Annotated in this window: 28 protein-coding genes; 12 read left to right on the top strand and 16 right to left on the bottom strand. The window is 64.3% G+C overall.

Annotated features, from left to right (window positions below; genetic code table 11):
* Positions 1–95: 95 nt before the first annotated feature.
* Positions 96–1,184: a Zn-dependent alcohol dehydrogenase gene (locus LY632_RS04960; protein ID WP_234092698.1), complete on the top strand. Its 1,089-nt coding sequence runs from the start codon at positions 96–98 to the stop codon at positions 1,182–1,184.
* Positions 1,184–2,266, top strand: a complete 1,083-nt coding sequence (locus LY632_RS04955; RefSeq protein WP_234092697.1) for a phosphotransferase family protein — start codon at positions 1,184–1,186, stop codon at positions 2,264–2,266. Before LY632_RS04960 ends, LY632_RS04955 begins: the two co-directional genes overlap by 1 nt.
* Positions 2,267–2,269: 3 nt before the next feature.
* Here the strand turns inward: LY632_RS04955 and LY632_RS04950 are convergent, their stop codons facing one another.
* Complete coding sequence (locus tag LY632_RS04950) at positions 2,270–4,645, bottom strand: S8 family peptidase (RefSeq protein WP_234092696.1); 2,376 nt, start codon at positions 4,643–4,645, stop codon at positions 2,270–2,272.
* Between the two features lie 150 nt (positions 4,646–4,795).
* Here LY632_RS04950 and dapD point away from each other — a divergent pair, with 150 nt between their 5' ends.
* Positions 4,796–5,614: a 2,3,4,5-tetrahydropyridine-2,6-dicarboxylate N-succinyltransferase gene (gene dapD, locus LY632_RS04945; protein ID WP_234092695.1), complete on the top strand. Its 819-nt coding sequence runs from the start codon at positions 4,796–4,798 to the stop codon at positions 5,612–5,614.
* Between the two features lie 68 nt (positions 5,615–5,682).
* Positions 5,683–5,997 (top strand): hypothetical protein, encoded by a 315-nt coding sequence (locus tag LY632_RS04940; RefSeq protein ID WP_234092694.1) that lies wholly within the window; start codon positions 5,683–5,685, stop codon positions 5,995–5,997.
* 160 nt (positions 5,998–6,157) lie between these two features.
* Here the strand turns inward: LY632_RS04940 and LY632_RS04935 are convergent, their stop codons facing one another.
* A complete protein-coding gene (locus LY632_RS04935) occupies positions 6,158–7,414 on the bottom strand; it encodes a dipeptidase (protein ID WP_234092693.1) in 1,257 nt (418 codons plus the stop codon).
* 91 nt (positions 7,415–7,505) lie between these two features.
* Here LY632_RS04935 and LY632_RS04930 point away from each other — a divergent pair, with 91 nt between their 5' ends.
* The 3 genes from LY632_RS04930 to LY632_RS04920 are packed head-to-tail and all read left to right on the top strand — an operon-like array spanning position 7,506 to position 8,631.
* Positions 7,506–7,796 (top strand): DUF427 domain-containing protein, encoded by a 291-nt coding sequence (locus LY632_RS04930; RefSeq protein WP_234092692.1) that lies wholly within the window; start codon positions 7,506–7,508, stop codon positions 7,794–7,796.
* A complete protein-coding gene (locus LY632_RS04925) occupies positions 7,793–8,230 on the top strand; it encodes a cupin domain-containing protein (RefSeq protein WP_234092691.1) in 438 nt (145 codons plus the stop codon). Before LY632_RS04930 ends, LY632_RS04925 begins: the two co-directional genes overlap by 4 nt.
* The gene (locus LY632_RS04920) at positions 8,227–8,631 is read left to right on the top strand and encodes a DoxX family protein (RefSeq protein WP_234092690.1); all 405 of its coding nucleotides are present in this window, start codon (positions 8,227–8,229) and stop codon (positions 8,629–8,631) included. Before LY632_RS04925 ends, LY632_RS04920 begins: the two co-directional genes overlap by 4 nt.
* A 6-nt stretch (positions 8,632–8,637) precedes the next feature.
* Here the strand turns inward: LY632_RS04920 and LY632_RS04915 are convergent, their stop codons facing one another.
* Both LY632_RS04915 and LY632_RS04910 read right to left on the bottom strand, forming a co-directional pair.
* The gene (locus tag LY632_RS04915) at positions 8,638–8,880 is read right to left on the bottom strand and encodes an SWIB/MDM2 domain-containing protein (RefSeq protein WP_234092689.1); all 243 of its coding nucleotides are present in this window, start codon (positions 8,878–8,880) and stop codon (positions 8,638–8,640) included.
* 20 nt (positions 8,881–8,900) lie between these two features.
* Entirely contained in the window at positions 8,901–9,482 is a 582-nt protein-coding gene (locus LY632_RS04910; RefSeq protein ID WP_234092688.1) for a YbhB/YbcL family Raf kinase inhibitor-like protein, read from the bottom strand.
* A gap of 203 nt (positions 9,483–9,685) precedes the next feature.
* Between LY632_RS04910 and LY632_RS04905 the strand changes: the two genes are divergently transcribed.
* Both LY632_RS04905 and LY632_RS04900 read left to right on the top strand, forming a co-directional pair.
* Positions 9,686–11,113, top strand: coding sequence for a S41 family peptidase (locus LY632_RS04905; RefSeq protein ID WP_234092687.1), 1,428 nt, complete (start codon positions 9,686–9,688; stop codon positions 11,111–11,113).
* Positions 11,114–11,120: 7 nt separating this feature from the next.
* Positions 11,121–11,453, top strand: a complete 333-nt coding sequence (locus tag LY632_RS04900) for a DUF962 domain-containing protein (RefSeq protein WP_234092686.1) — start codon at positions 11,121–11,123, stop codon at positions 11,451–11,453.
* Between the two features lie 66 nt (positions 11,454–11,519).
* On the opposite strand, the gene LY632_RS04895 is transcribed toward LY632_RS04900, so the two are convergent.
* The 5 genes from LY632_RS04895 to LY632_RS04875 form a co-directional block, all read right to left on the bottom strand.
* Positions 11,520–12,110: a fasciclin domain-containing protein gene (locus tag LY632_RS04895; protein ID WP_234092685.1), complete on the bottom strand. Its 591-nt coding sequence runs from the start codon at positions 12,108–12,110 to the stop codon at positions 11,520–11,522.
* Between the two features lie 143 nt (positions 12,111–12,253).
* Complete coding sequence (locus LY632_RS04890; protein WP_234092684.1) at positions 12,254–12,685, bottom strand: COG3650 family protein; 432 nt, start codon at positions 12,683–12,685, stop codon at positions 12,254–12,256.
* An 8-nt stretch (positions 12,686–12,693) separates the two neighbouring features.
* Positions 12,694–13,098, bottom strand: coding sequence for a GFA family protein (locus tag LY632_RS04885; protein WP_234092683.1), 405 nt, complete (start codon positions 13,096–13,098; stop codon positions 12,694–12,696).
* Complete coding sequence (locus tag LY632_RS04880) at positions 13,095–13,457, bottom strand: hypothetical protein (protein WP_234092682.1); 363 nt, start codon at positions 13,455–13,457, stop codon at positions 13,095–13,097. Before LY632_RS04880 ends, LY632_RS04885 begins: the two co-directional genes overlap by 4 nt.
* Positions 13,454–14,368, bottom strand: a complete 915-nt coding sequence (locus LY632_RS04875) for an alpha/beta hydrolase (protein ID WP_234092681.1) — start codon at positions 14,366–14,368, stop codon at positions 13,454–13,456. Before LY632_RS04875 ends, LY632_RS04880 begins: the two co-directional genes overlap by 4 nt.
* A 91-nt stretch (positions 14,369–14,459) precedes the next feature.
* Here LY632_RS04875 and LY632_RS04870 point away from each other — a divergent pair, with 91 nt between their 5' ends.
* Positions 14,460–14,897 carry a GFA family protein gene (locus LY632_RS04870; protein WP_234092680.1) on the top strand — a complete coding sequence of 146 codons (438 nt, stop codon included), beginning with the start codon at positions 14,460–14,462 and terminating at the stop codon, positions 14,895–14,897.
* 224 nt (positions 14,898–15,121) lie between these two features.
* Entirely contained in the window at positions 15,122–15,640 is a 519-nt protein-coding gene (locus LY632_RS04865) for a hypothetical protein (RefSeq protein WP_234092679.1), read from the top strand.
* 11 nt (positions 15,641–15,651) lie between these two features.
* Here LY632_RS04865 and LY632_RS04860 read toward each other — a convergent pair whose 3' ends face one another.
* The 3 genes from LY632_RS04860 to LY632_RS04850 form a co-directional block, all read right to left on the bottom strand.
* Positions 15,652–16,095 (bottom strand): PaaI family thioesterase, encoded by a 444-nt coding sequence (locus LY632_RS04860; protein ID WP_234092678.1) that lies wholly within the window; start codon positions 16,093–16,095, stop codon positions 15,652–15,654.
* Between the two features lie 84 nt (positions 16,096–16,179).
* On the bottom strand, positions 16,180–17,937 hold the full coding sequence (locus LY632_RS04855; protein WP_234092677.1) for a tetratricopeptide repeat-containing sulfotransferase family protein: 1,758 nt from the start codon (positions 17,935–17,937) through the stop codon (positions 16,180–16,182).
* A gap of 58 nt (positions 17,938–17,995) precedes the next feature.
* Complete coding sequence (locus LY632_RS04850; protein ID WP_234092676.1) at positions 17,996–18,907, bottom strand: hypothetical protein; 912 nt, start codon at positions 18,905–18,907, stop codon at positions 17,996–17,998.
* A gap of 231 nt (positions 18,908–19,138) precedes the next feature.
* Here LY632_RS04850 and LY632_RS04845 point away from each other — a divergent pair, with 231 nt between their 5' ends.
* On the top strand, positions 19,139–20,236 hold the full coding sequence (locus LY632_RS04845) for a DUF2853 family protein (protein WP_234092675.1): 1,098 nt from the start codon (positions 19,139–19,141) through the stop codon (positions 20,234–20,236).
* 50 nt (positions 20,237–20,286) lie between these two features.
* On the opposite strand, the gene LY632_RS04840 is transcribed toward LY632_RS04845, so the two are convergent.
* From LY632_RS04840 to LY632_RS04825, 4 genes are all read right to left on the bottom strand, one after another.
* Positions 20,287–20,631: an HPF/RaiA family ribosome-associated protein gene (locus LY632_RS04840; protein WP_234092674.1), complete on the bottom strand. Its 345-nt coding sequence runs from the start codon at positions 20,629–20,631 to the stop codon at positions 20,287–20,289.
* A 375-nt stretch (positions 20,632–21,006) separates the two neighbouring features.
* Positions 21,007–21,588, bottom strand: coding sequence for a hypothetical protein (locus tag LY632_RS04835; RefSeq protein ID WP_234092673.1), 582 nt, complete (start codon positions 21,586–21,588; stop codon positions 21,007–21,009).
* Between the two features lie 38 nt (positions 21,589–21,626).
* The gene (locus tag LY632_RS04830) at positions 21,627–21,851 is read right to left on the bottom strand and encodes a hypothetical protein (RefSeq protein ID WP_370636557.1); all 225 of its coding nucleotides are present in this window, start codon (positions 21,849–21,851) and stop codon (positions 21,627–21,629) included.
* Between the two features lie 66 nt (positions 21,852–21,917).
* Complete coding sequence (locus LY632_RS04825; RefSeq protein WP_234092672.1) at positions 21,918–22,130, bottom strand: cold-shock protein; 213 nt, start codon at positions 22,128–22,130, stop codon at positions 21,918–21,920.
* Between the last annotated feature and the right edge of the window lie 291 nt (positions 22,131–22,421).

Below are 22,421 nucleotides of genomic sequence, written 5' to 3'. Positions count from 1 at the left end.
CGGAGAAGCCCACCCCGTTGCGACTAGGCCCTGCTGCGCGGGGCCAAGTCTCACTGCCCCTCCCGCAAGCGGGAGGGGGAAACGAGGAGAGATTCATGGCAAAAGCTGCAATTCTGGAACAGGTCGGCGGGCTCACCATCGGCGAGGTCGAACTGGCCGACCCCGGCCCGCACGAGGTACTGATCGACACCAAGGCCTGCGGCCTGTGCCATTCCGACCTGCACTTCATCGAAGGGTCCTATCCGCATCCGCTGCCGGCCATTCCGGGCCACGAGGCCGCAGGCGTGGTTCGCGCGGTCGGCAGCGAAGTGAAGACGGTCAAGCCGGGCGACCATGTCGTCTCCTGCCTCAGCGCCTTTTGCGGCCACTGCGAATTCTGCGTCACCGGACGGATGGCGCTGTGCATGGGGGCCGACACCCGCCGTGCGCCCGATGCCGCGCCGCGGATCATGCGCGCCGACGGCTCGGCTCCGGTCGCACAGATGCTCAACCTCTCGGCCTTCTGCGAGCAGATGCTGATCCATGAACATGCCTGCGTCGCCATCGACAAGGACATGCCGCTCGACCGCGCGGCGATCATCGGGTGCGCCGTCACCACCGGTGCCGGAACGATCTTCAACGCGTGCCAGGTGGTCCCCGGCGAAACAGTCGCCGTGGTCGGCTGCGGCGGGGTCGGCCTCGCCGCCATCAACGCGGCCAAGATCGCCGGGGCGGGCAAGGTCATTGCCATCGATCCGATTCCGGAGAAGCGCGACCTGGCACAAGTCCTCGGCGCGACCCACGCGGTCGATGCCATGGCCGGCGATGCGGTCGACCAGGTGATGAAAATCAGCGGCGGCGGCGTGCATTACGCCATCGAAGCCGTAGGCCGGCAGGCCTCGGCCGATCTCGCGGTCAAGGTGCTGCGGCGCGGCGGAACGGCGACGATCCTCGGCATGATGCCGCTGGATTGCAAGGTCGGGCTAGGGGCGATGGACCTGCTCAGCGGCAAGAAGCTGCAAGGCGCGATCATGGGGATGAACCACTTCCCGGTCGACCTTCCCCGGCTCGTGGATTTCTACATGCGCGGCCTGCTCGATCTCGACACCATCATCGCCGAGCGCATCCCGCTGGAAAAGATCAACGAAGGCTTCGAGAAAATGAAAGGCGGCCATTCGGCCCGTAGCGTGGTGGTGTTCGACTGATGGCCGACGAACCAGCGATCGATTTCGACAAGGTCATGGTCGGCACCATCGAGGTGCCGGAGGCGGATCGGCTCGATTTGGGTCGGCTGACGGCCTGGTTCGAAGCCAATGTCGAGGGATACCAGGGGCCGATCAGCTACACCAAGTTCAAGGGCGGCCAGTCGAACCCTACGTATCGCATCGACACGCCGGGTACCTCCTACGTGCTGCGCCGCCAGCCCTTCGGCAAGCTGCTGCCCTCCGCCCATGCGGTGGACCGCGAATATGCCGCGATGACAGGGCTCTACCCCACCGGCTTCCCCGTCCCGCGCACCTATGGCCTGTGCGAAGACCCCGAAGTGATCGGCTCCAAGTTCTTCGTCATGAGCCTCGCCGATGGCCGCTCGCTGTGGAACGGGGCGCTGCCGGGGTGCTCGAAGGAAGACCGGCGAGAGCTCTATAACTCGCTGATCGATACCATGGCGGACCTGCACACTAAGGACCCGCAGGCCATCGGCATGGGCGATTTCGGCAAGCCCGACGATTACTGCGCGCGCCAGATCAACCGCTGGACCAAGCAGTACAAGCTTTCCGAAACCGAGCACCAGCCGAAGATGGAACGGATGATCGAGTGGCTGCCGGGTTCGATCCCGCCGCAGCATGGCAGCTCGGTCGTCCATGGCGACTACCGGCTCGACAACGTCATCTTCGCGCGTGACGAGAACCGCGTCATCGCGGTGCTGGACTGGGAACTGTCGACGCTCGGCGATCCCATCGCCGACTTCAGCTACCTGATGCTCAACTGGAAGAATGCCTCCGACGGTCGCGCGGGCCTGGCCGATGTCGATCTCGCCGCGCTGGGCATTCCGTCGATGGAGGAAGCCGTGGAGCGCTATGTCGCGCGGACCGGTTTCCCGGTGCCGCCGATGGACTGGTATTTCGGGTACAACCTCTTCCGCCTCGCCGGCATCATGCAGGGCATCAAGAAGCGCGTCATCGACGGCACCGCTTCCAGCGCCCATGCCAAGAGCATGAGCGAGCGGGTCACCCCGCTGATCGAACGGGCCTATGACTTCCTGCTTGCCGCCGGAATGCCGGAGTAGCGTCTAGAATTCCCGGATCCAGCGCATGACGACGCCTTTGTCGTCCCGGACGTCGGCGTAATTGCCCGGATCGCGGCGATAGAAGGCGCTGGCCGCCATGTCGCCGCCAAATGCTTCTCCGCGCCATGCCAGCTCACCAATCAATTCGCGCCCCTCTGGTGACAGGTTCAGTCGGCGAATATCGAAGTCCGCGCTTTCGAGGGTGTAGTCGTAGCTGACCGGAAGACTCAGCCTGAGCCCGCCGCTTTCGACCCGCAGCGGTTGCGACAGGCGGAAGCCAAGCGTATCGACTTGTTGGAACACGCCCTGCCGCACCAGATCGATCGACCATGCGCTGCTTGTGAAGTTCGATCCATCAGCGATGATCCCGACCTGTCGCGCCCTGGTGTAGCCGAAACGCATGTTGGCACCAGCCCACCAGCCCGGGGCAACATCCAGCCCCAGCGATGTATCGAGAAACAGGCTGTCGGCCCCGCCCGCCCCGAAGGCGTCATGGAAATAGCCGCCAAGCACGGTGCGCTCTTCGCTCAGCCAATCGACGCCGAGCACCGCTTGCAGTTGCCCGAACCGGCGATCAGCCGCGATGCCCATCCGGGCAAGACCATAGCGCTCGCGGTCGGTCGAAGTTATATCGCCGGCCCTCCGCCGTGCGCCGAGCAAAGCCTCACCACTTGTGCCGGTGAAAGTCAGGCCGAAGCCGGCCACCTCTCGCCTGAAAGCGAACGAAGCGTCCTCCGACATCATGAAACCCGTGTCGCCCACCGCTTCGCCGGCAATCAGGAATGCCGGCCGCCGCTTGCCCTGCAAGTGCGCCGCGATCCCGTCACTGCTCTGCGAGAATGCGAAGCCAAGCTGGGTATCGGGCGCAATCCGCAGCGCCACCTGCCCCGCGAGTACACGCGCCATTTCCGCGTCCTTGCCGCTGAGATGCAGCGGCGAAGCAGTCGAACCGAAACCGACCGGCGCGTTGGCGTCGATGGTGAAGGCCATCGACACCGCGTCATTGCCCAGCGCCACGCGGCGGCCGCCCAATTGCACCGCGCCTTCTAGCCGGGGTGTAACCGAAGCCCCGCGCAAGCGCGTTCCGACGTCGTAATTGTAGGCCCGCTGATACTTGTCGAGAACGATAGCGCTCAGCGACTGGCCGCCAAGGGCATCCCCCATTGCCGACGAGGCCGTGCCCGTATCATCGCCGAGCTTGAGCGCCACGGTGCTGCCGGCGAGTGTCGTCGTCCCCTGAGGAGAAACCGCCCTGGCGATATCGAGAATCCCCCGGCCAAAGGTCGTATCGGTCCCTGCGGCCCCGGCATCGCGTGCCGTTTCGAGCAAAATCTGGACGATCTGCTGCCCTGTCAGGTTGGGGAACGCCTGCTTGAGCAAGGCCACCGCCCCCGCCACCTGCGGCGCGGAAAAGCTGGTGCCGGAGAACAGCGTGACAAAGCGGTTGCCGCTGGAATCGGTGGTGATTTCCAGCACTCCGTCCTTGTAGACGCAGCAGATCCGTTCCCCGCGCGCGGTGAGGTAGAATTGCGCATCGGCCCCGGCGCGGTTGCTGAAGCCGGAGAAATTGCCATTGTCATCGACCGACCCGACGATGATGACATTGTTGATCCCCGCATCGAGCACGCCAGCCGCAAAAGGGTCTGGCTGGTCGGGCGGGATATCCGGGTCGCTGCCATCGCCTGAGTTGCCCGCCGCCACCACCACCACGATTCCTGCTGCAGAAGCGCGCCGGATGGAATCGATCAGGGCTTGCGAAGGTCGGCTGCCGCCGAGACTGAGATTGATGACCGCGGCTCCGCTGCTGATCGCCTGATCGACGCCGATCGAGATATCACGATCGAAGAATTCGCAGCCGGCCAGGTCACCGTCGGCCTCGGTCGTGGTACAACTACCCGGCCGGTCCGCCCGCAAGACCAGCACGCTGGCATCGAAAGCGATACCAAGGATGCCGGTATTGTCACGCGCCGCAGCCGCAACCATTGCGACATTGGTGCCGTGGTCGTCCACAGCGTCGAAGCTGGCGTTGCCGGCAACGTCACGGGAATCGGGATGGACGCGACCGGCGAACTCGGGGCTGTCGCGGTCTATCCCGGTATCGATGATTGCGATGGTCTGGTTGCGCCCGGTGATACCTTGCGTCCAGGCCGTCACCGCCCCGTGGAATTCGGGGCCATCCGACTGGCGGAATTCCTGCGTGTTGAAGGAACTCGACGGTGTCGGCCTCGGTGTGGGAGTAGGAGTGGGCGTCGGTGTGGGTGTCGGGCGCGGGGTGCTGACCGGCGGCGGGCCGCCACCTCCTCCGCACGCTGCCAGCACCAGGCAAGCGGCAAGGCCTGCACCGTTCAGCAGCAAGGTTGTCCGCCCCAACTTTTTCATCTGCAACCCCTCGGCAAGCGGCTCCTTTCGCAGGACTATCCTAAAGATGGTATGAATCGCCAGTGCAATTCTGCCGTGCTGCCCGCTTGCCCTGCCTGTGTTGCCCCGCTAGCAGCCGGGCCAATCCTCCATCCAGCTTGGGGCCAAGCCATGACCGACCTCCAGACCACCATCGAACAGGCGTGGGAAAACCGTGCCGACGTTTCGCCCGAAAGCCGCGACGTAGCGGAAGCGGTCGAGGCAGCCATCGCCATGATCGACAATGGCACTGCCCGTGTGGCCGAGCCCGACGGAAAGGGCGGCTGGCAGGTCAACCAATGGCTCAAGAAGGCCGTGCTGCTCTCGTTTCGCCTGCGCGAGAACGCCATGATCGAAGGTGCCGTTGGTGCCCCTGCCTTCGACAAGGTGCCGAGCAAATTCGCCGGATGGGACGATGCCCGTTTCCGCGAGGCTGGTTTCCGCGTCGTCCCCGGTGCCATCGTCCGACGCGGTGCCCACATCGGCAGGAACGTCGTGCTGATGCCCAGCTTCGTGAACATCGGCGCGCATGTTGGCGACGGCACCATGATCGACACCTGGGCCAGCGTTGGCAGCTGCGCGCAAGTTGGCGCCAATTGCCATATCTCGGCTGGTGCGGGCATCGGCGGCGTACTGGAGCCGCTGCAGGCCAATCCGACCATTATCGGCGACAATTGTTTCATCGGTGCCCGCTCCGAAGTGGTCGAAGGGGTGATCGTCGGCGAAGGCAGCGTGGTGGCGATGGGGGTCTTCATCACCCAGTCGACCAAGATCGTCTATCGTGACACCGGCGAGGTCATCTACGGGCATATCCCGCCCTACTCGGTGGTGGTCCCCGGCTCGCTCCCAGGCAAGAACGGTGGCCCGAGCCTTGCCTGCGCGGTCATCGTCAAAACCGTCGATGCGCAAACGCGCGAGAAGACCGGCATCAACGAATTGCTCCGCGACTGAGGAACCTGTATTCTCCAGCCGCGTTGAACATCCACAAGGGACGTTTCATCGCATAATTGGAGGGTAGCATGTCCACACAGGACCCCGACGGCACAATCCATATCGAGGACGACGAAGCAACCGGCGCGGTCAAGACCGGGGCCATGCGCTGGGTGCTCGGCATCAGCCTTACCCTGACTATCATCGCTCTCTCGGCGGTGTGGATAACGGGTGCCCTGACGCAGGGCGAAGTCGAGTCCGAAGGGACGCTGAGCGACCGCATCGAGGCTGCCTCTCCAGACGAGGACGACGGTGCCACGGACGTCGTGGATCCCAGCGGTCCCGTCGATACGACGCCGCCAACAGTCACCACGCCGCCTCAGCCCGTCGCTCCGGCGGAGTAAGGCTAGCCGGTTAGGTTCAGCCCTGGCGGGAAGCGCCCGCCATTGCAGTCGACCAGCCGGTGCTGCACGTCCGGAGTGCATCGACGAGCATCGACGAGAACGTGAGCGAGGCCCGCTCGGGGAGCGTCCTCACCGGATCGCAGTCTGCTGCCGGTTCGGCCTAACGCGGCTCGCCTACCGGTTTCTCGTAAGGCGGCACGGATGCCATCGCGTCGCGCACCCGCTCGGCTTCCCGCATGACCCGCATCATGTTGCGCGAGGCGATCTTCTCGAGGTCTTCCTGCGAGTAGCCGCGTCGTGCCAGTTCGACGAAGAGTGCCGGGTAGCCAGCAACATCCTCTGCTCCGACCGGGCCTGAGGGCATGCCGTCATAGTCACCGCCGATGCCGATGGCGTCGATCCCCGCGACCTTGCGGACGTGATCGATATGATCGGCCCAGTCGGCGATAATGGCTTTGGGCAGCGGATTGGCATCATCCCATGCCTTGAGTCGGCTCGCGACCTCGTCCGGCTGGCCCTGCCACAGGGCCTTGAGCCGTGCCTCTTCCGCTGCACGATTAGCGTTCCATTGTCGCGCGCCCTCGTTGAGGAAACCCGGCAGGCCGACCACCATTACGATCCCGCCATTATCCTTCAACCGCGCCAGCACCGCGTCAGGCACATTGCGGGCATGGCCGTTGATCGCCCGCGCACCCGAATGGCTGAAGATCACCGGAGCACGAGCGACATCGAGCGCGTCCATCATCACCTTTTCACTGACATGGCTCAAATCGACCAGCATCCCGATCCGGTTCATTTCGCGCACCACGTCCTTGCCGAACTCGGTCAGGCCGCCGTTCTTCGGCTCGTCCGTGGCACTGTCAGCCCAGCTGAGCGTCTTGGAATGCGTCAGCGTCATATAGCGCGCGCCCATGGCATACATTTGGCGCAGGACCGCCAGGCTCGACCCGATCGAATGGCCGCCCTCCATCCCCATGAGCGAGGCAATCTTGCCTGTCTTCATGGCCCGCTCGACATCAGCGGCGGTAAGCGCCAGCTCTAGCCGGTCCGGATAACGCTCTATCAGGCGCAGCGTTACGTCTATCTGCTCTATCGTGGCCTGGACCGCCTCCGGCTCGTCGAGCGCAGCGCTGACATAGACCGACCAGAACTGCGCCCCGACCTTGCCTTGGGCCAGTCGTGCCAGATCGGTATGCATGACGCGCGAACCGTCGGGCTGGCCGGTGTCGGTCGTGTCCTCGAAGTCGAAGTCCTCGATGACATTGCCGAACCGCCCGCGCAGCTGGATCGGGACGTCGTTGTGACCGTCCCACACCGGTGCCGCCTCCAGCGCAGCCGCTGCGATCTCTTCCGGCGTCTCGGCCGCAAGCGGGGCAGCAAGGAACAACAGCGGCAGCAGCAAGGCGGCGGATTTCATGGCACAACTCCCCGGCAAATGGTTATGCAGGGTCTAGCCCGCCCGCGCCGCTGCGCAAGGCCCAGGCACCGCAACCCGGAGGAGAAAGAAGATGCCGATCGAAGCCCGCTGGAACGGACACCGGATAGCCCGCAGCGAGGACACGGTGGTGGTGGAAGGCAATCACTACTTCCCCCGTGCCGACGTTGATCCGGCCGTGCTTGTAGACAGCCCCACCACCACCCGCTGCCCTTGGAAGGGCGAGGCGCACTATCATTCCATCTCCGTCGCCGGTGAAACCAATCGCGATGCTGCGTGGTATTACCCCGAACCCTCCCCCGCCGCCGAGGATATCCGGGGCCGGATCGCTTTCTGGAAAGGGGTCGAGGTCAGCGAGGCGTGAGCACTGCGAGTGACCTGATCGAGCGATTGAAGCTGCAGCCGCACCCCGAAGGCGGGTGGTATGCCGAAACCTGGCGCGCCCATGCGCCCGACGGCGAGCGGGCAGGGTCGACGGCCATTCACTTCCTGCTGGAAGCGGGACAGTCATCGCATTGGCACAGGGTCGATGCAGCCGAAATCTGGTTATGGCATGCCGGCGACCCGCTGCAGCTGTCGCTCTGTAAGACCGATGCAGGGCCAGTCGAAACCGTCACACTGGGCGCCGATATATTGGCTGGGCAAATGGTCCAGCAAGTCATCCCGCCACACTGGTGGCAGGCTGCACGTCCGGCAGCAGGGCCGGCAGGCTACGTACTGGTGTCCTGCGTGGTTGCGCCCGGTTTCGATTTTGCCGGGTTCGAACTGGCGGCAGCGGGATGGAGACCAGGAGCATGATCCGCACCGGTCTTCGCTGGTTGCTGGCGATATTCTACCTCGCAGCCGGAATTGCGCACCTGCGCTCGCCCGAGTTCTTCCTTGCGATTATGCCGCCATGGGTCCCGATGCACGCAGAGGTAGTGTTGTGGACCGGGGTGGCCGAGATTGCCGGTGCAATCGGGCTTGCCCAGCCCCTTTGGCCTTCCCTGCGAAGGGCAGCTGCGATTGGCCTTGCCGGCTACGCCGTTTGTGTCTTTCCGGCCAATGTCCACCACTTCGCGCTCGACATGGCGCGCGAAGATGGCGGGCTGGGGCTCGCTTATCACGTGCCCCGGATGTTCGCGCAGCCTGTCATAATCTGGCTGGCGTTGTGGGTGGGGGAAGCAACCGACTGGCCCTTCCCCCGCCCCACAAACTAGTCCGACTTAGCTGAGGTGCTTGGAAACCGCAGCGGTCATCTTGAACATCGAGATCTGGTCCTTGCCGATCACCGCGCCAAGCTTCGCATCGGGATTGATCTGACGCTTGTCCTTGGTGTCCTGCAGGCCATTGGCCTTGATGTATTCCCAGACCTTCGAGGTCACCTGGGCGCGGGTCATCGGACCCTTGCCGACGACGGCTTCGAGATCTGCCGACAGAGTGACCGGCTTTTGCAGTGCGTTAGCCATGGTAAGTTCCTTTCTTTGGGCTATTCAAAATCATCGTCGTCTTCTTCCCAGTCGTCCCCCTCCGACGGCCGGTAGGTGGCAGTAAGGACAGCGGCGGCGACGACATGGCCGTCCATTGCCCCAAGCAGTTGTTCGCGCGTCGCACCAGGCATCAATGTAAGCGGCAGGTCGAGCGCGAAAAGCTGGAAAACATAGGTGTGCGGATCGCTGCCTTCCGGCAGTGCCGGCAGCAGCCATTCGGAATTGCCCTGGCTGTTCTTGCCGGCACGCGGCGGGGCTTCGCCTTCGAGCAGCTTGCCGCGCTGGCCTGCGAGGCCCCACACGAGCCAGTGGCACTTGGGATCATCGGTGCTGGCATCTTCGACCACCACCACCAGCTCCTGCGTCCCCGGAGGCGGCGCGCTCCATTCGAGCGGCGGCGCGACGGCGTCCTCTTCCTCGGCCGTGAAGCTGGGATCGAGTTCACCGCCGGCACGAAACGCCGGGCTTGTCAGCTGGAGACCGCCGCGCCCAATGACCTTGTCAGACCCAACGCGCGCGATGGCCAGCCCGCCATTCGCGGGGCAACCTGCCGGTAGAACGCTGGAAAGCCATGCGGCCATGAAAATCCTCTCCTTGGGGGCATGGTGCTAGGCGCTAAGGAGGGGCTTGGCGAGGGAGCGGGCGGTCACTTTTCAACAGCTAGCACCGGGAAACGGGCCGGATATGGGGCAAAATGCCCCTTGCTCAGCCGATGTTCAGCAGTATTCCTGCTTTTCGCCCCTGAACGGGGGCGGCACTCGCCTTGTCTTGGGGAACAGTTTTCATGTCGATTGGTCGCGCAATTGTCTCATCCGTTGTCGCCTTGTCGCTCGTCGCCTGCGGTGGCGGAGGCTCTGGGAGCGGCGGCGGTGGCCCCATCGGCGGCGGTGGCGGCGGTACCGGTGGCGGCGGGACGTGCTCGCTGTCGGCGCGGCAGGATTGGGTGCTGTCGCAGATCAACGAATTCTACCTGTTCCCGACGCTGGTCGACACCACGGTCAACAAGGCAGCCTACAACGACGTCCAGTCCTATATCGATGCGCTGGTCGCCCCGGCCCGGGCACAATCGCGTGACAGGTTTTTTACCTACATCACCTCGATTGCGGAAGAAAACGCGCTGATCAATTCCGGTTCCAGCGCGGGCTTCGGCATCCGCCTGGCCTATGACACGACCAACAATCGCGTGTTCGTGGTCGAGGCTTACGAGAATGCCCCTGCTTTCGCACAAGGCTTCGATCGCGGCACGGAAATCCTCGCCATTAATGGAGCGAGCGTTTCAAACCTGATGTCGACTGGCGGCCCGCAAGCGGTGATTGACGCGCTCGGGCCAAGCACAGCCGGCCTGAGCCGCAGCTTCTCGATCCGCAGCGCCGCAGGCGTGACGACCAATGTCTCGGTGGCCAAGGCCGAGTACGAGCTAGATCCCGTGTCTGATCGGTACGGTGTCAAGGTCCTCGACGATGGCGGCAAGAAGGTCGGCTACATCAATCTGCGCACCTTTATCGTCAATTCGGCCAGCCAGCAGCTGCGCGATGCAGTGCTGCAATTGCGCAATCAGGGCGTGACCGAAGTGATTCTCGACTTCCGCTACAACGGCGGCGGACTTGTGTCGGTGGCAGAGTTGCTTGGTGACCTGCTGGGGGCAGACAAAGTCGGACAGGTGTTCAGCCGCACCACTTTCCGCCAGTCGCTCTCCAGCAACAACGAAACCAAGAATTTCGAAACCCAGGCCCAAGCCATTGCCGCTACCAAGATTGCCGTCATCGGGACCCGCAGCACCGCCTCGGCCAGCGAGCTGGTCGCCAACAGTTTCATCCCGTATCTCGGCAACAATACCGCCTTGATCGGCTCCAACACCTTTGGCAAGCCAGTCGGCCAGATTGCCCGAGACCGGGACGCATGCGACGATCGCCTGCGTGTCGTGGCCTTCCAGACCGAGAACAGCGCAGGAGGTAGCAATTACTTCACCGGCCTCGCCACCGCTTACACCCGGACATGTCGCGCCGATGACGATATCTTCACCCAGCTTGGCGATCCCAACGAGGCTTCGGTGAAGGCAGCGCTGGACTTCCTCGGCGGAAGAGCGTGCACCGCCATTTCGTCAAGCGGCGAGCAGGGCGTGCAGTCGGCGCGCGGCGTTTCGGCAGACAAGATCCTCATGCAACCGCAACGGCCGACTGCAGCGCAATACGAGATCCCCGGACTGTTCTGAGGTTGCGATGACAGCACCGCGCTACACCAGCTTCGCCGAGTTCTGGCCATTTTATCTGCGCGAGCACAGCAAGCCGACGACGCGAGCGCTGCATTATGTCGGCACCTCGCTGGTGGTAATGCTGGCGGGATACGCCTTGGCCGCTCAGGCTTGGTGGTGGCTGGTCGCGTTGCCGGTGGCGGGTTACTTCTTCGCCTGGATCGCGCATTTCGGAGTCGAGAAGAACCGGCCTGCGACCTTCACCTATCCGCTCTGGAGTCTGTTGGCGGATTTCCGCATGTGGGCGCTGTGGCTGACAGGCCGGCTCGGGCCGGAGCTGGAACGGGCCGGGGTGCGATAACGTACAGAACCAAAAAGGGCGCCCCACCCGGAGCGCCCTTGTCAGGAATCGTCATGAATATGGGCTTCAGCCCGGCATAACGACCGTGTCGATGACATGGATGACACCGTTCGACGCCGCCACATCGGTCGCGGTCACCGTCGACTTGCCGCCGTTGGCGTCGGTCAGGACAACCTTGTCACCATCGAGCGCGGCGGTCAGCTTGGCACCATTCACGGTGGTAAGCTCGTAAGTGCCGCCGTTGTCGGCAATCGCCTTGGTCAGTGTCGCCGCATCGGTCAGGCCGGGGACAACGTGGTAGGTCAGAATGCCGGTTAGCTGTTCCTTGCCTTCTGGCGCGGTGAGGGTCTCCAAAGTGCCTGCCGGAAGCTTGGCGAAAGCCGCATTGTTCGGGGCGAAGACGGTGAAGGGGCCGGACCCAGACAGGGTTTCGCCCAGTTCGGCTGCGTTCACGGCAGTCACCAGCGTCGAGAAATCGGGATTGCCCTGCGCCACTGCGACGACCGTACCCGGTTCATCGGCAACAGGGGCCGTGTCTTCGGCCATGGCGGTGTCGTCCGTCGCGACATCTGGTGCCGGTTCGCTGCAGGCGGCGAGCGCAAATGCGCTGGCGGCGGCGAACAATGTCATCGAGACAGGCTTGATTGGAGTCTTCATGTCGGGGGTATCCTTTCGGAAGTCGTATCTTGAGGGCGTCCCTCCCCAAGCCGGAGGGCGCAAACGCCATCCAACGCCTTAACGCGCCGATCCGAAGGCAGGTTCCGGGATTTGCGGCGAACCGAAAGTCGCAGGCCGCGGGATCAGGGCTTTTCCGGCCCGCTGAACGTCTGCTTGTCCGTATGCGCGCAGCCTTCGCGCAGTTCGTCGCCCAGTTTGAGCGTCGCGACGTAGGGATAGATCCGGTCACTCATGCCATCCGAGCATTCGCCTGGAGTGATAAGCATGTCGAACTCCTTGCCGTCGAGCGTGCCGGCAAAGCCGAGCCCGCCCTGCCCCGTGAAGCGCTCGACCTGGATGACCGTTCCTCCGATGTCTTCCGGCGTGGAGTAGGTCAGCTTGTCGCCTGCGATGTTGCCGCCCCAGAAAGGCTCCGTACCGGTGAAGGTGATAATCTCATCCGGTGCAATTCCAGTGAAGCCCTGCGGCGACGTGCCGGGAACAGTGCCGTCCTCGGCCCCTTGATGGCAGGCGGTGAGCATGACGGCGCTCGCGATGGCAAGGGTTCGGATCATCGCTATCATCATCCCGGATTGGTTTCGAAAGTCAATTGACCAGCCAGGTCGACCCAATGCTGCTTGCTCTTGGTCCATAGGTGCATCGCGGGGGTGAAACCGCTGGTGTCATCCAGCGTGCCGACCTTGATGAAGATCAGCCCCGGCGCAACGGCGACTCGGCTGAACAACGGCGAGCCGCAGTTGGGGCAGAAGTCGCGCAAGACCGCTTCGCCGCTTTCGCCCTCGTCGTCATAGGTCTTGTATTCGCCTTCGATTGTCAGCGCATCCTGCGGCACGCCGATGATCGTCGAGAAGGCCGAGCCCGACTGGCGCTGGCAATTCTTGCAGTGGCAGTTGACCTGCATCGCCACATCGCCGTCCACCGAATAACGCACCTGCCCGCACAGGCAGCCGCCGGTCATCCTGATCATCGTGCCCCTCCCGTTGCAGCATGTCGTTTGGCAGGTCCCAGCAGGAAGGCAAGGAAACCGCAAGTGAAGAGGAAATCGCCGACAAGGATGGGGGCCAACCTGGCGTCGGCCCCTTCGCCCAGCGCGACCGGCCCCATCAGCGCCACCATGCTAAGCTTGCCGAAGACCCCGGCCCACAGGACCGGCGCGAGCCGCAGTGGCTGCCGCGCGACCAGTGCGTAGACAATCCCGAAGGAGAACACGAGCAACGCGATCGCCTTGTTGTCGGCGGTCCCGGCGGGATCGATGAAACCAAGGGTTCCGATGACGAGATTGTAGGCCGCCGCCGCCCAGAAGAAATAGGTCCAGTTCCTGCTCATACCGCCCTCGCCTGCTCGATGAACTGCGCGGTCTGCTCCAGCGCCTGCTTACCTTCCGGCACCGGCAGCAGCATCCACACATGGAACATGTCTGGATATTCGTGATACTCGAAGCCGGTAACGCCCATCGCCTCAAGCTTTCCAGCCAGCCTTTGCCCGTCGACCAGCAAGATATCGCTGGTACCGGAGAAAATCGCCATCGGCGGCAGGCCTTCCAATGGCCCGAACAGCGGGCTGAGGCGTGGATCGTCGAGCGGCAGGTCGCCGCCATAGGCCGCCGCGCAGGCACGCAGCCCGGTTTGGGCCAACATCCGGTCATGGCGCTCGATCGCGGCCTGTCCTTCGGCCGTCGCAGTGGCATCGAGCCAGGGTGACCACAGCACCAACGAGGCCGGCATTGCGCCGCCATCGGCCTTGAGCATCTGGGCTAGTGCCAGCGCCATCCCGCCGCCCGCGCTGTCGCCCATGACGGTGACATTCGCCGCTCTGTGCTGCGCAACCACTTCGCCATAAAGAGAGCGCATCGCCGCCAGCACTTCGGGCGCCTTGTGCTCGGGCGCGAGGGGATAAACGGGCACTGTTGCAGATGCGCCGAGCCGTTCGCACAGGCGGCAAACGGTCTCGAAATGCAGCGCCGCCACATCGAGCACATAACCCCCGCCGTGAAGGTAGAGCAGGTGCGGCCTGCCCTGCGCGACCCCGCCCTTGGGTGTGATCGTCACCACCGGATAACCGCGGGTGTTTTCCTCAACGATGTCGAACTTGCCGTGCCATTTTGCCTTGGGCCGCTGCGGCTTTTCGCTGCGTGCCTTGCGGAGGCGGGTTGCCATCTTCTCGGGCTGCGAAAAGAACGCCTTGATACCCAGCAGCGGCAAGGCGAGATTGACCAGACGCGCCTGCAAACTCGCCATTGCTGTTTTCCCCTCTATCCCTTGCGGCTATCCTAGACCGAGCGGCGCAGCACCGTCCAGCGCCCGTTGATTTAGCGGAGGGAGCGTTACAATGTCCGACCACTTACAGGGCCAATGCCTGTGCGGTGCAGTGCGCCTGGCCTTCCAGCAGGAGCGCCCCGGTATCGATGCCTGCCACTGCAAGATGTGCCAGCAGTGGGCAGGGGCACCCTTGCTAACGCTGCGCGGAATCAAGCCAGAGGCGATGACTCTGACCGGTGAGGAGCACATCACCCGCTACGTCTCCTCGGGATGGGCGGAACGGGCCTTCTGCAACCGTTGCGGCAGCGGGCTGTGGTACCACTTCAAGCCGGGCAACCACATCTGCTTCCTCGCCGGACTGTTCGATCTGCCCGAGGAGTACGCCATGCGCGAACAGATCTTCATCGACGAGAAACCCGGCTACTACAGCTTTGCCGACCGTGCGCCGGCCAAGACCGGGGCGGAAGTGATCGCCGAGGCGGAAGCCGAGGGCTTCAGTTTCGACTAGGCCTGCCGGGCTGGCCGACCCTCGCCGCCTGCATCCGGCGTCCGGAGGCTGACGGAAGTCGCGCGAATAATGGCTGCCGCTTCTCCTCCTGCGCCCGCCGTCTCTGCCCCAGATGTGCCGGGAACATACACCCCGCCCGATCGGTTGATAACGGGACGTCTGGCGCAAAAGTCGGAGAGTATCGCATGCGCAGCCTTGAACCCGCGAATAGACGAAGGGACGTGATGACCGTGCTGACAATCGCCGGGATCGCGGCGTGCATTTCCGGAGCCTTGACGGGCACTGCCGTTGGCTCTTCAGCCATGCAGTATCGCACCGCCTACGATTTCGAATTGCCGCAACCGCAACCGCAACCGCAACCGCAACCGATCAGCGATGTCGCTGGATCGGCCGAAGTCCAGCCACCACTGCCGGATCATTATCCGATCGAGACGCCGAGCGGTCGGTACGAAGTATATGAACTGTCCGCCCGGGGCCTCTACGCCAACCGGTACCCCGATTTCCCGGAGCCGGTTTTTGCGCAGCGGGAGGAAGCGGTGCTTGAGGCCCAGCCCGCGCCTGCCGTCGAGGCAGCAGTATATGCCGATTCGCCTTCGCTCGACGAGCCGCTGCTTTCCCCACGGCCCGAGTTGACGACCGTGACTGTCTCGCGAGGAACCGAGACGACAGTCGCCACGGTCGAGCCGGAGCCGGATGCGGAACGGAGGAGCTCGCCGCGGGCCCTGCTCGCAAAGCCGCAATAGAGCGACGCGGCCTAGGTGGGCCGCTTCCAGCCGTGGCTGAGCAGTTTTACCGTCACGCGCCCGGTCGCAACATGGGTGCCATCCGCATCGTGCATCGGGAACTCGGCGACGTATCCGGCGCTGCCCTTGCGCTCGAGATCGGCCAGCAGTTCTTCGATATGCTCGTCGCTGAGACCATACTCCGCAGTCACATCGCTCGCCGCCGACTTGTGGAAGTCGACAGAGATATCCTTGATGATCGGAAAGAAGCGCGCGGTGTCGAGCACCGAGATGCCTGGGACCGCCGCCACCGCTTCCGCCAGCACGGTGTAGGCGCCAAGATACATCACATCGACGTGGTTCTCATTGCCCGCCAGCGGCATCAGCAGCCTGGCATAGCCCCGCCGCTCCTCCAGCCGCCGCATGCCGGTGCGTTCGACGAATTCGACACGATACCTGGGTTTAGTCTCGCCCATGCAGCCCCTCCCTCCGCATTGATGGATCGATGTCGCGGGACAGGATTCCACCGATACCGGTTGCTGTCTACAACCGAATGGCCGCTAGCCGGAAGCGAGCAGCCTTTGCTGCTTCGTGCGAAGCGCGTCGATCTTGTCGGCATAGGGCGCGATCTGCGATGCATACGGGCCTGCCCCCCGCGAACCGCCTTGCCCGATGGCCTGGCGCACTTGCGCCGCGCTATAGGTCGGCACGGGTTCCGTCCGGTTGGCCGGATCGAGATACATATCCTGCCAGTCGAGTCCCAACCAGCCGAACAGCTCTGCGCCCTGACCCGCCGGATCGGCGACCAATTCGGCAAAGTCGACGAACCTGATCGCCAGACCTTCTGATCGCCACGCCGCAATGGCATCGAGTGCGATATCGAGATGCTCGAGGATCGCGCCGAAATCATTGGCGTAATCGTAGACGGGCGGGAAACGCCGCAGCCAGATCGAGACCGCGACATCGGCCGGATCGCGCAGCACAGCTGCAAAGCGCGCGCCGGGATGGACCCGCGCGATGTTGCCCGCGATCGCGAAATGCAGCGGTGACTTGTCGACCACCCATTGCGGTGTGCCCACCAGCCGCTCGATCCCGCGACGATCCGCCACGGCGAGATCGTTTAACAGGCCATGGCGCCGAAGCTTGTCCATGGCGGCGATCTCCGCATCGCGAAACAGCAGGTGTTGCAGCAGCGCACCGCGTTCGCCCGCCGAGGCAACGCCTGGTTCGGCAGCGAGGATCGACTGCACCAGCGACTGTCCCGAACGGGGGGTGCCGAGCAGGTAGAGATGTTGCGGCGGCGCATGGTTGATACTGGCAGGGCTGCTCCCCCGATAGATCGCCATCTGCCGCTCGAGCGTGGCCCTCCAATCGCGTCGGGCCTCTCGCGGGACAAGGGCCTTACCCTGTGCTGCCAGGTCCCAGGCCCTTGCCGCATTGCCAGACCGATCGGCCGCTTGCGCCAGTGCCAGCAGCAGGTCGGCACGCTCGGTTGCCGGAATGTCGCCGCGATCCGCCATGGCTTCGGCTTCGGCATGGACAGGCTCGCCATGGGTCAGGAGCTCTACCAGCAAGCGCGGAGATGTCGCGCCCGCCTTGCGCGCCTTCACCAGGAGTTCGCGCGCGTCCTCCGGTCCCTTGGTCCACAGCAGCAGCTGCGCCAGCATCGTCGCCACATCGGCATCGGCGGGATCGCGTCTTACCAGGTCCTGCAGCAAGCTGACTGCCTCGCCATAGGCCATAGCAGCGTGCGCGAGGCTGGCTGCTGTCATTACATCGGCACGGGCTTGGGCATCCGCACTCACAACGTCATCGGGCACCAATAGCCTTGCCGCATCCAGCGCGGCATGGGTATCGCCTGTGCCAGCCCGTGCCTGCACCAGCAACCGTGTGAGCACAGCCGGGGACTGCGGATTGGCGGCGTACTTCTCCAGCAAGATGCGCGCTTCGCCCGGCTTTCCGGCGGTGAGTTGCGCCTGTGCCAGCGCGATCTCCAACGCGGCCATGTCAGGCGCGAGCCGCACCGCCTCGGCATGTTCTGCCAGTGCCCCCGCATGGTCCCCCGCTGCCGTCAGGCCACGGCCCAGATTGTAGCGGAACATCGCCTCGCCCGGCTCTGCCGCCACCGCGGCGCGCAAATGCGGCAGCGCTTCACTCGCCTGCCCAAGCGCTACCATTGCGAGGCCAAGCATCGACCGAGCCTCGCTTGCCTGCTGCACAGTCAGCTCGCTGGCCAGTGCCTGCTCCAGCGCGCCTCGCGCCTCGGCAAAGCGCCCCTGCCGCATCGCGGCTTCGGCCTGGTCAACAAGAATGCTCATTGCGCGCCGCTGTGCGGAGCGTTCGCTTGCGAGTCAACGGTGCGGCAGAGTACCCCGGTCAGGCTGCCTTGCGCCGGAACAGCCGGGCGAAGAAGCCGGGGCGTTGAGGCTGCTCCTCCACTGCGACAGGCGGCGCGTTGCGGGCAACCTTTTGGCGAATGTTTGGCACGTCGGGTTCTTCTTCCAGAATGGCCCCGCGCAGTTGGCTCGGGAGCGACAACAGCGATGCGGTTTCGACGTGGGCTTCTTCGCCCGCCGGCCGGGCCAGCGGCGCCGCTCCATGGACCATTGCCACATCGGGTCGCATGTCGATCAGACCCGACAGCACCCGCGCCCCACCCGGCAGCGGCTGCCGCGCCTGCTCTTCAGCTACTGCCTGGTGGAAACGCAGCGCACGAAACCAGCTGGCGAGCACGAACTCGACATAGCCGCGCGGTGCCACATGCGGGTGGCCATCGCGAAAGAAGTGGCGATGCTTGTGGCGAAGCAGGGCCGTGTTGAGCCATTCGAGCCCGTCGACCGCGAGGAAGAGCTCGATGTCCTCCTCGGACCCGGCCCATTCCGGCGCACCGCTCGCTGTCGCCGCCAGCAAGTCCGCATTGCTGGCCTGCGACCAGGCGAATTCGCCATCGCAATAGACGCCATAGGTCAGTTCGGGCCGGTGCTGTCCTTCCTTGTCGAAGGCCACATCGGGATCGTTGAGGAGACCGATAGCCACGCCGGCAACCGCGTCGCCCTCCCACTCCTCGATCGCTTCCACCATCGCTTGCCAGCCCGACAGGCGAACCTTGCTGGCAGCGAGGTCCAGACACTGCCGCGCCAGGTCGCTGTCGAGCGCGGCAAGCGCTTCGACCAGTTGTGCTTCGATGGCGGCGAAGTCACCACGCTCCGCAAGATGGCGCAGACCTTCAAGCCAGGCAGTCTCTCCCTCCAGCGGTGCGAAAGCGTGTTGCAGCGGATGGAGCGTCATGCGGCGTGTTTCCCCCGGTCCGGTCACGGATCCCGCGCTCTCGGAAATCGCGTTTCTAGGATGGCGGGGTAACCGGGACGTTAACTCTCGCGGTTCGCCGAAGGCGATGGTTGGCCATTACCAAGCAATGGGATAGACTTACTCCGCTCGGCCCGAGTCCATCGAGGGAATACGAAGCATATCAGACGGGCTGACCGATGCTGCCGCTTGGGCGGCCTGCGGGAGTACGTCATGGATCAAGACTGGCTGGCACATGTCCGCACCTACGTCGCCGATGCCGATGAGGTCGTGGTCAAGAAGATCGTCAACTATTGCGGCATCGCGCTGAGGAAGCGCGACACTTCGCTGGTTTCGTTTGCTGATCCCAAGGAGACGGCGCGGGTCCGCGACAACTTCCTCCGCAAGAAGCTGGCGCTGACCGATGACGATGCCACGCTCGACAGCGCTATTGCGGGCGTTGGAGAGCGGATGAAGGGCGATTCCTCCAAGAACCGGGTCACCGTGTACTACCTGCTGGCTGAACACTTCGACATGCTCGACCTGTTCGGGGGCACGAAAACCGGGCGCATCGGTGGCAGCGCAGCAGCGGCTCCAGTCGGGGGATCTGCGTCGCTCGCGTCGATGCCCATCGCTGCCGCAGCGCCCGAGCCACCCGTTGCGCCGGTGCCCGATCCGGTGCCAAACGCCGTCCCTTTAGCGCCTGAACCTACTGCAGCTCCTGTAGCCCAGGCCAAGCTCGCATCCAAGCCGTCGCCTGCCGCTTCAGGCGGGGAGCGGCGCGGTGGGTACCAGGATGACGGCATTGTCGGGATGGGGTGCCTGGCGCTTGCAGTCGTGGTCGGCGGGATCGCCGTGGCTGCGTTGCTGGCCTACTGGATCAGCCGCCCTGCCGAAGAGGCCGCACCGCCCACAGCTCCAGTCGCTGCGCTTGCGCCCGCGGCTGCTCCGGCCGACACTGCAGAGCCCGCGGTCCCCGATGGTGCCGGTGTCGTCGCGGGCGAGCGCGATGGTACGCCGATGGTCACGACCTATTTCGAGAGCGGGAAGACCGAAGTCTCGCCTGAGTTCGCCGCCGCTGCCGCGCCGGTGCTGGAGTACCTCAAGGCCAATCCCGACGCCAAGGTCGCCATTTCCGGATTCAACGACCCGTCGGGCGATGCCACCGCCAATGCCGAGTTATCCAAGAACCGCGCCCAGGCGGTACAGGCCGCGCTGGTGGCTCTGGGTGTTGATGAAGGCCGGACCGATCTCGTCAGGCCGGATAACACGACCACCACCGCAGTGACGCCCGAACAGGCACGCCGGGTCGAACTGATGGTGGTGGAGTAGTCATTGCCGGGGCTGGGCGATGTCAACCCCAGTAGCGGGAAAGGCTGAAGTCACAGCGCCTTGTCGGGTCGCGGATCGTGGCCGTGGCGTTCGTTCCTGCCGAAGAAGCGTTCGAGCCGCTGGGCCAGGGTCGTCGCCGCTTTGCGCGCGGCATCGTCAACGGTGGAGGCGTTCTCGGTCACTCCGATCGGCCTGCCACCGCGCGGGCGCGCCTCGATGGTGCAGGCCTTGTCGTCATGCCCGTGCTTGTGCGCGTTCTCGTCATGGACGTGGATCTCCAGCCGCGTCAGCCGCTCCTCGAACCGCGCCAGCTTCTCACGAACCTTCTGCTCGATCCGCGAGGCGACGTTCTGCGTGCCCATGACGCTGCTATCGGAGTTGAACTGTATCTGCATTGGGAAAAGCTCCTCTCGGTCGTGATGTTGTATCTTCGATGTGGGAAGCATGGCGGGAATTGCCAGCGATTTCGGCAATGAGAGATTGGCTAGCGGCGGAACGTTGGTGGGGTGTCGCGGTTCGAGAATGGTGTCGGCCTCCGCCATGCCGAAAGTGCGCGCAAACCATTGCGATCCCACCGAAAGCACCACCGGTGAGTGGCGACGACTACGTATATGACGACAGCGGCGAGTGGATGCCTGCGTCCGAACTCCCGGCAAAGCGATCGGAGGCGGGCCGGCGACGCGCAGGAGATCGACTCCAAGTTTACCGGCATCGAGGGGCTGGTCCAGTGCGCAGAGTTCGTCCGCAAGCGGTGACGGATACCCCTGTCTCTAGGAGCAGCCCTCGACGTATTCGAGCTGCGGTGGCATGCCGGCGTGGATCGCGCTGACCTTGCCCTGCGTGTCGATTTCGAACCGCAGCCGCGGCTCGTTGCCGGGCTGCTGGAGGTACTTGGCAGGCGCCTCGACATATTTGTGCGGGCTCGAGACGAACCCCGGGAAGGCGGTGAGCACTTCCTCCTCGGTCGAGCCGACGCCGATCCCTTCGACCAGCTTTACGGTCGAATCGCCGGCGACCGTGATCCGCCGCACCGCATCGCCTTCGACGATGGCGTAAAGCCCCGGATACTCGGTCGAGCTGTAGATCAGGCAGGTGTCCGATGCCTGTGCGCCGCGCAGGGCGAAGCTGCTGCTCTCGGGCACGGGCTTGCCGATGACCAGGTCATCGAACCCATCGAGCGCGAGCACAGGTGTTGCTGACGGACTATTGAGCGGCTTGGCATCGGGCGCGGCGCTCGGGCTCGCAAGTGTCTCGCTTGCAGCCTCTTCCTCGACTTGCGCAGACTCCTGCGAACAGGCGGCGAGCAAGGCAACGGCGGACAGGATGGCGAGCGGCGTAAGGCGATGGTCCATTCGAAAGCAACCATCGGCTCGCCTCGCGGTTCCCGACTTCAGGACAGCCGCCGGGCTTCGGCTTCCTGTTCGCGTTGCAGGACCTTGGCGCGTTCACCCTTGGCGCGTTCGGCGGCGACGCGGTGAGCCTGGTCGGCCAGCCCGATCCAGGTCTTCGCGGCGCGCAGTTCGCGGTCGCGGACATTGTCGAGTGTCGCGGCGGCAGCCGCGGTCTCGGCCTCGCGGGCGCGGGTCATGTAGAATTCGTAGGTGTGATTCATCATTGTCCCGCCTCGTATGGTGGTGGCTCCGCCCGCCCCGCCACACAGGCAGGGCGGGCGGGAACCCGATCAGTCGGCAGCCGACAGGTTGACGGCGCTTTCCTTGCCGTTGCGGCCCTGTTCGACGTCGAAGTTGAGGCGCTGGTCCTTGTCGAGCGTGGTCATGCCCGCTGCCTGCACGGCAGTGATGTGGACGAAGCTGTCATTCGAGCCGTCATCGGGCGAAATGAAGCCGTAGCCCTTGTCGATGTTGAAGAATTTGACGGTGCCGGTCTTGGCCATGATGTGTTCCTTTCAAGAACGCGTGTGGTTGCCGCGCAGCGACATGCGGCGCGGTCGTGCGTCAGTTCGTCCAGTGAAAGGAAGTCGTCGTCCGGTTAACGCCGGGGCCTGTCGGAACAGGCAAGCGGCGGAGCGCAAATTTCGAAGTCCGTCGCAATATTCGACGTCAGCGGGGGCACCGTAGCACAGGATTGGCCCATCGCCTAACGATTGCCGCACCGCCACCCCTGCCCCGCATGTGACACTTGTCACACTGTCCTGAGGGAAAAACCCGGCTTGTGTGACTGTCGG

Source organism: Erythrobacter sp. SDW2 (assembly GCF_021431965.1).
Taxonomy (GTDB): Bacteria; Pseudomonadota; Alphaproteobacteria; order Sphingomonadales; family Sphingomonadaceae; genus Parerythrobacter.
Note: the sequence above shows the minus strand (reverse complement) of the source record. Positions and strands in the feature narration are given on the sequence as shown.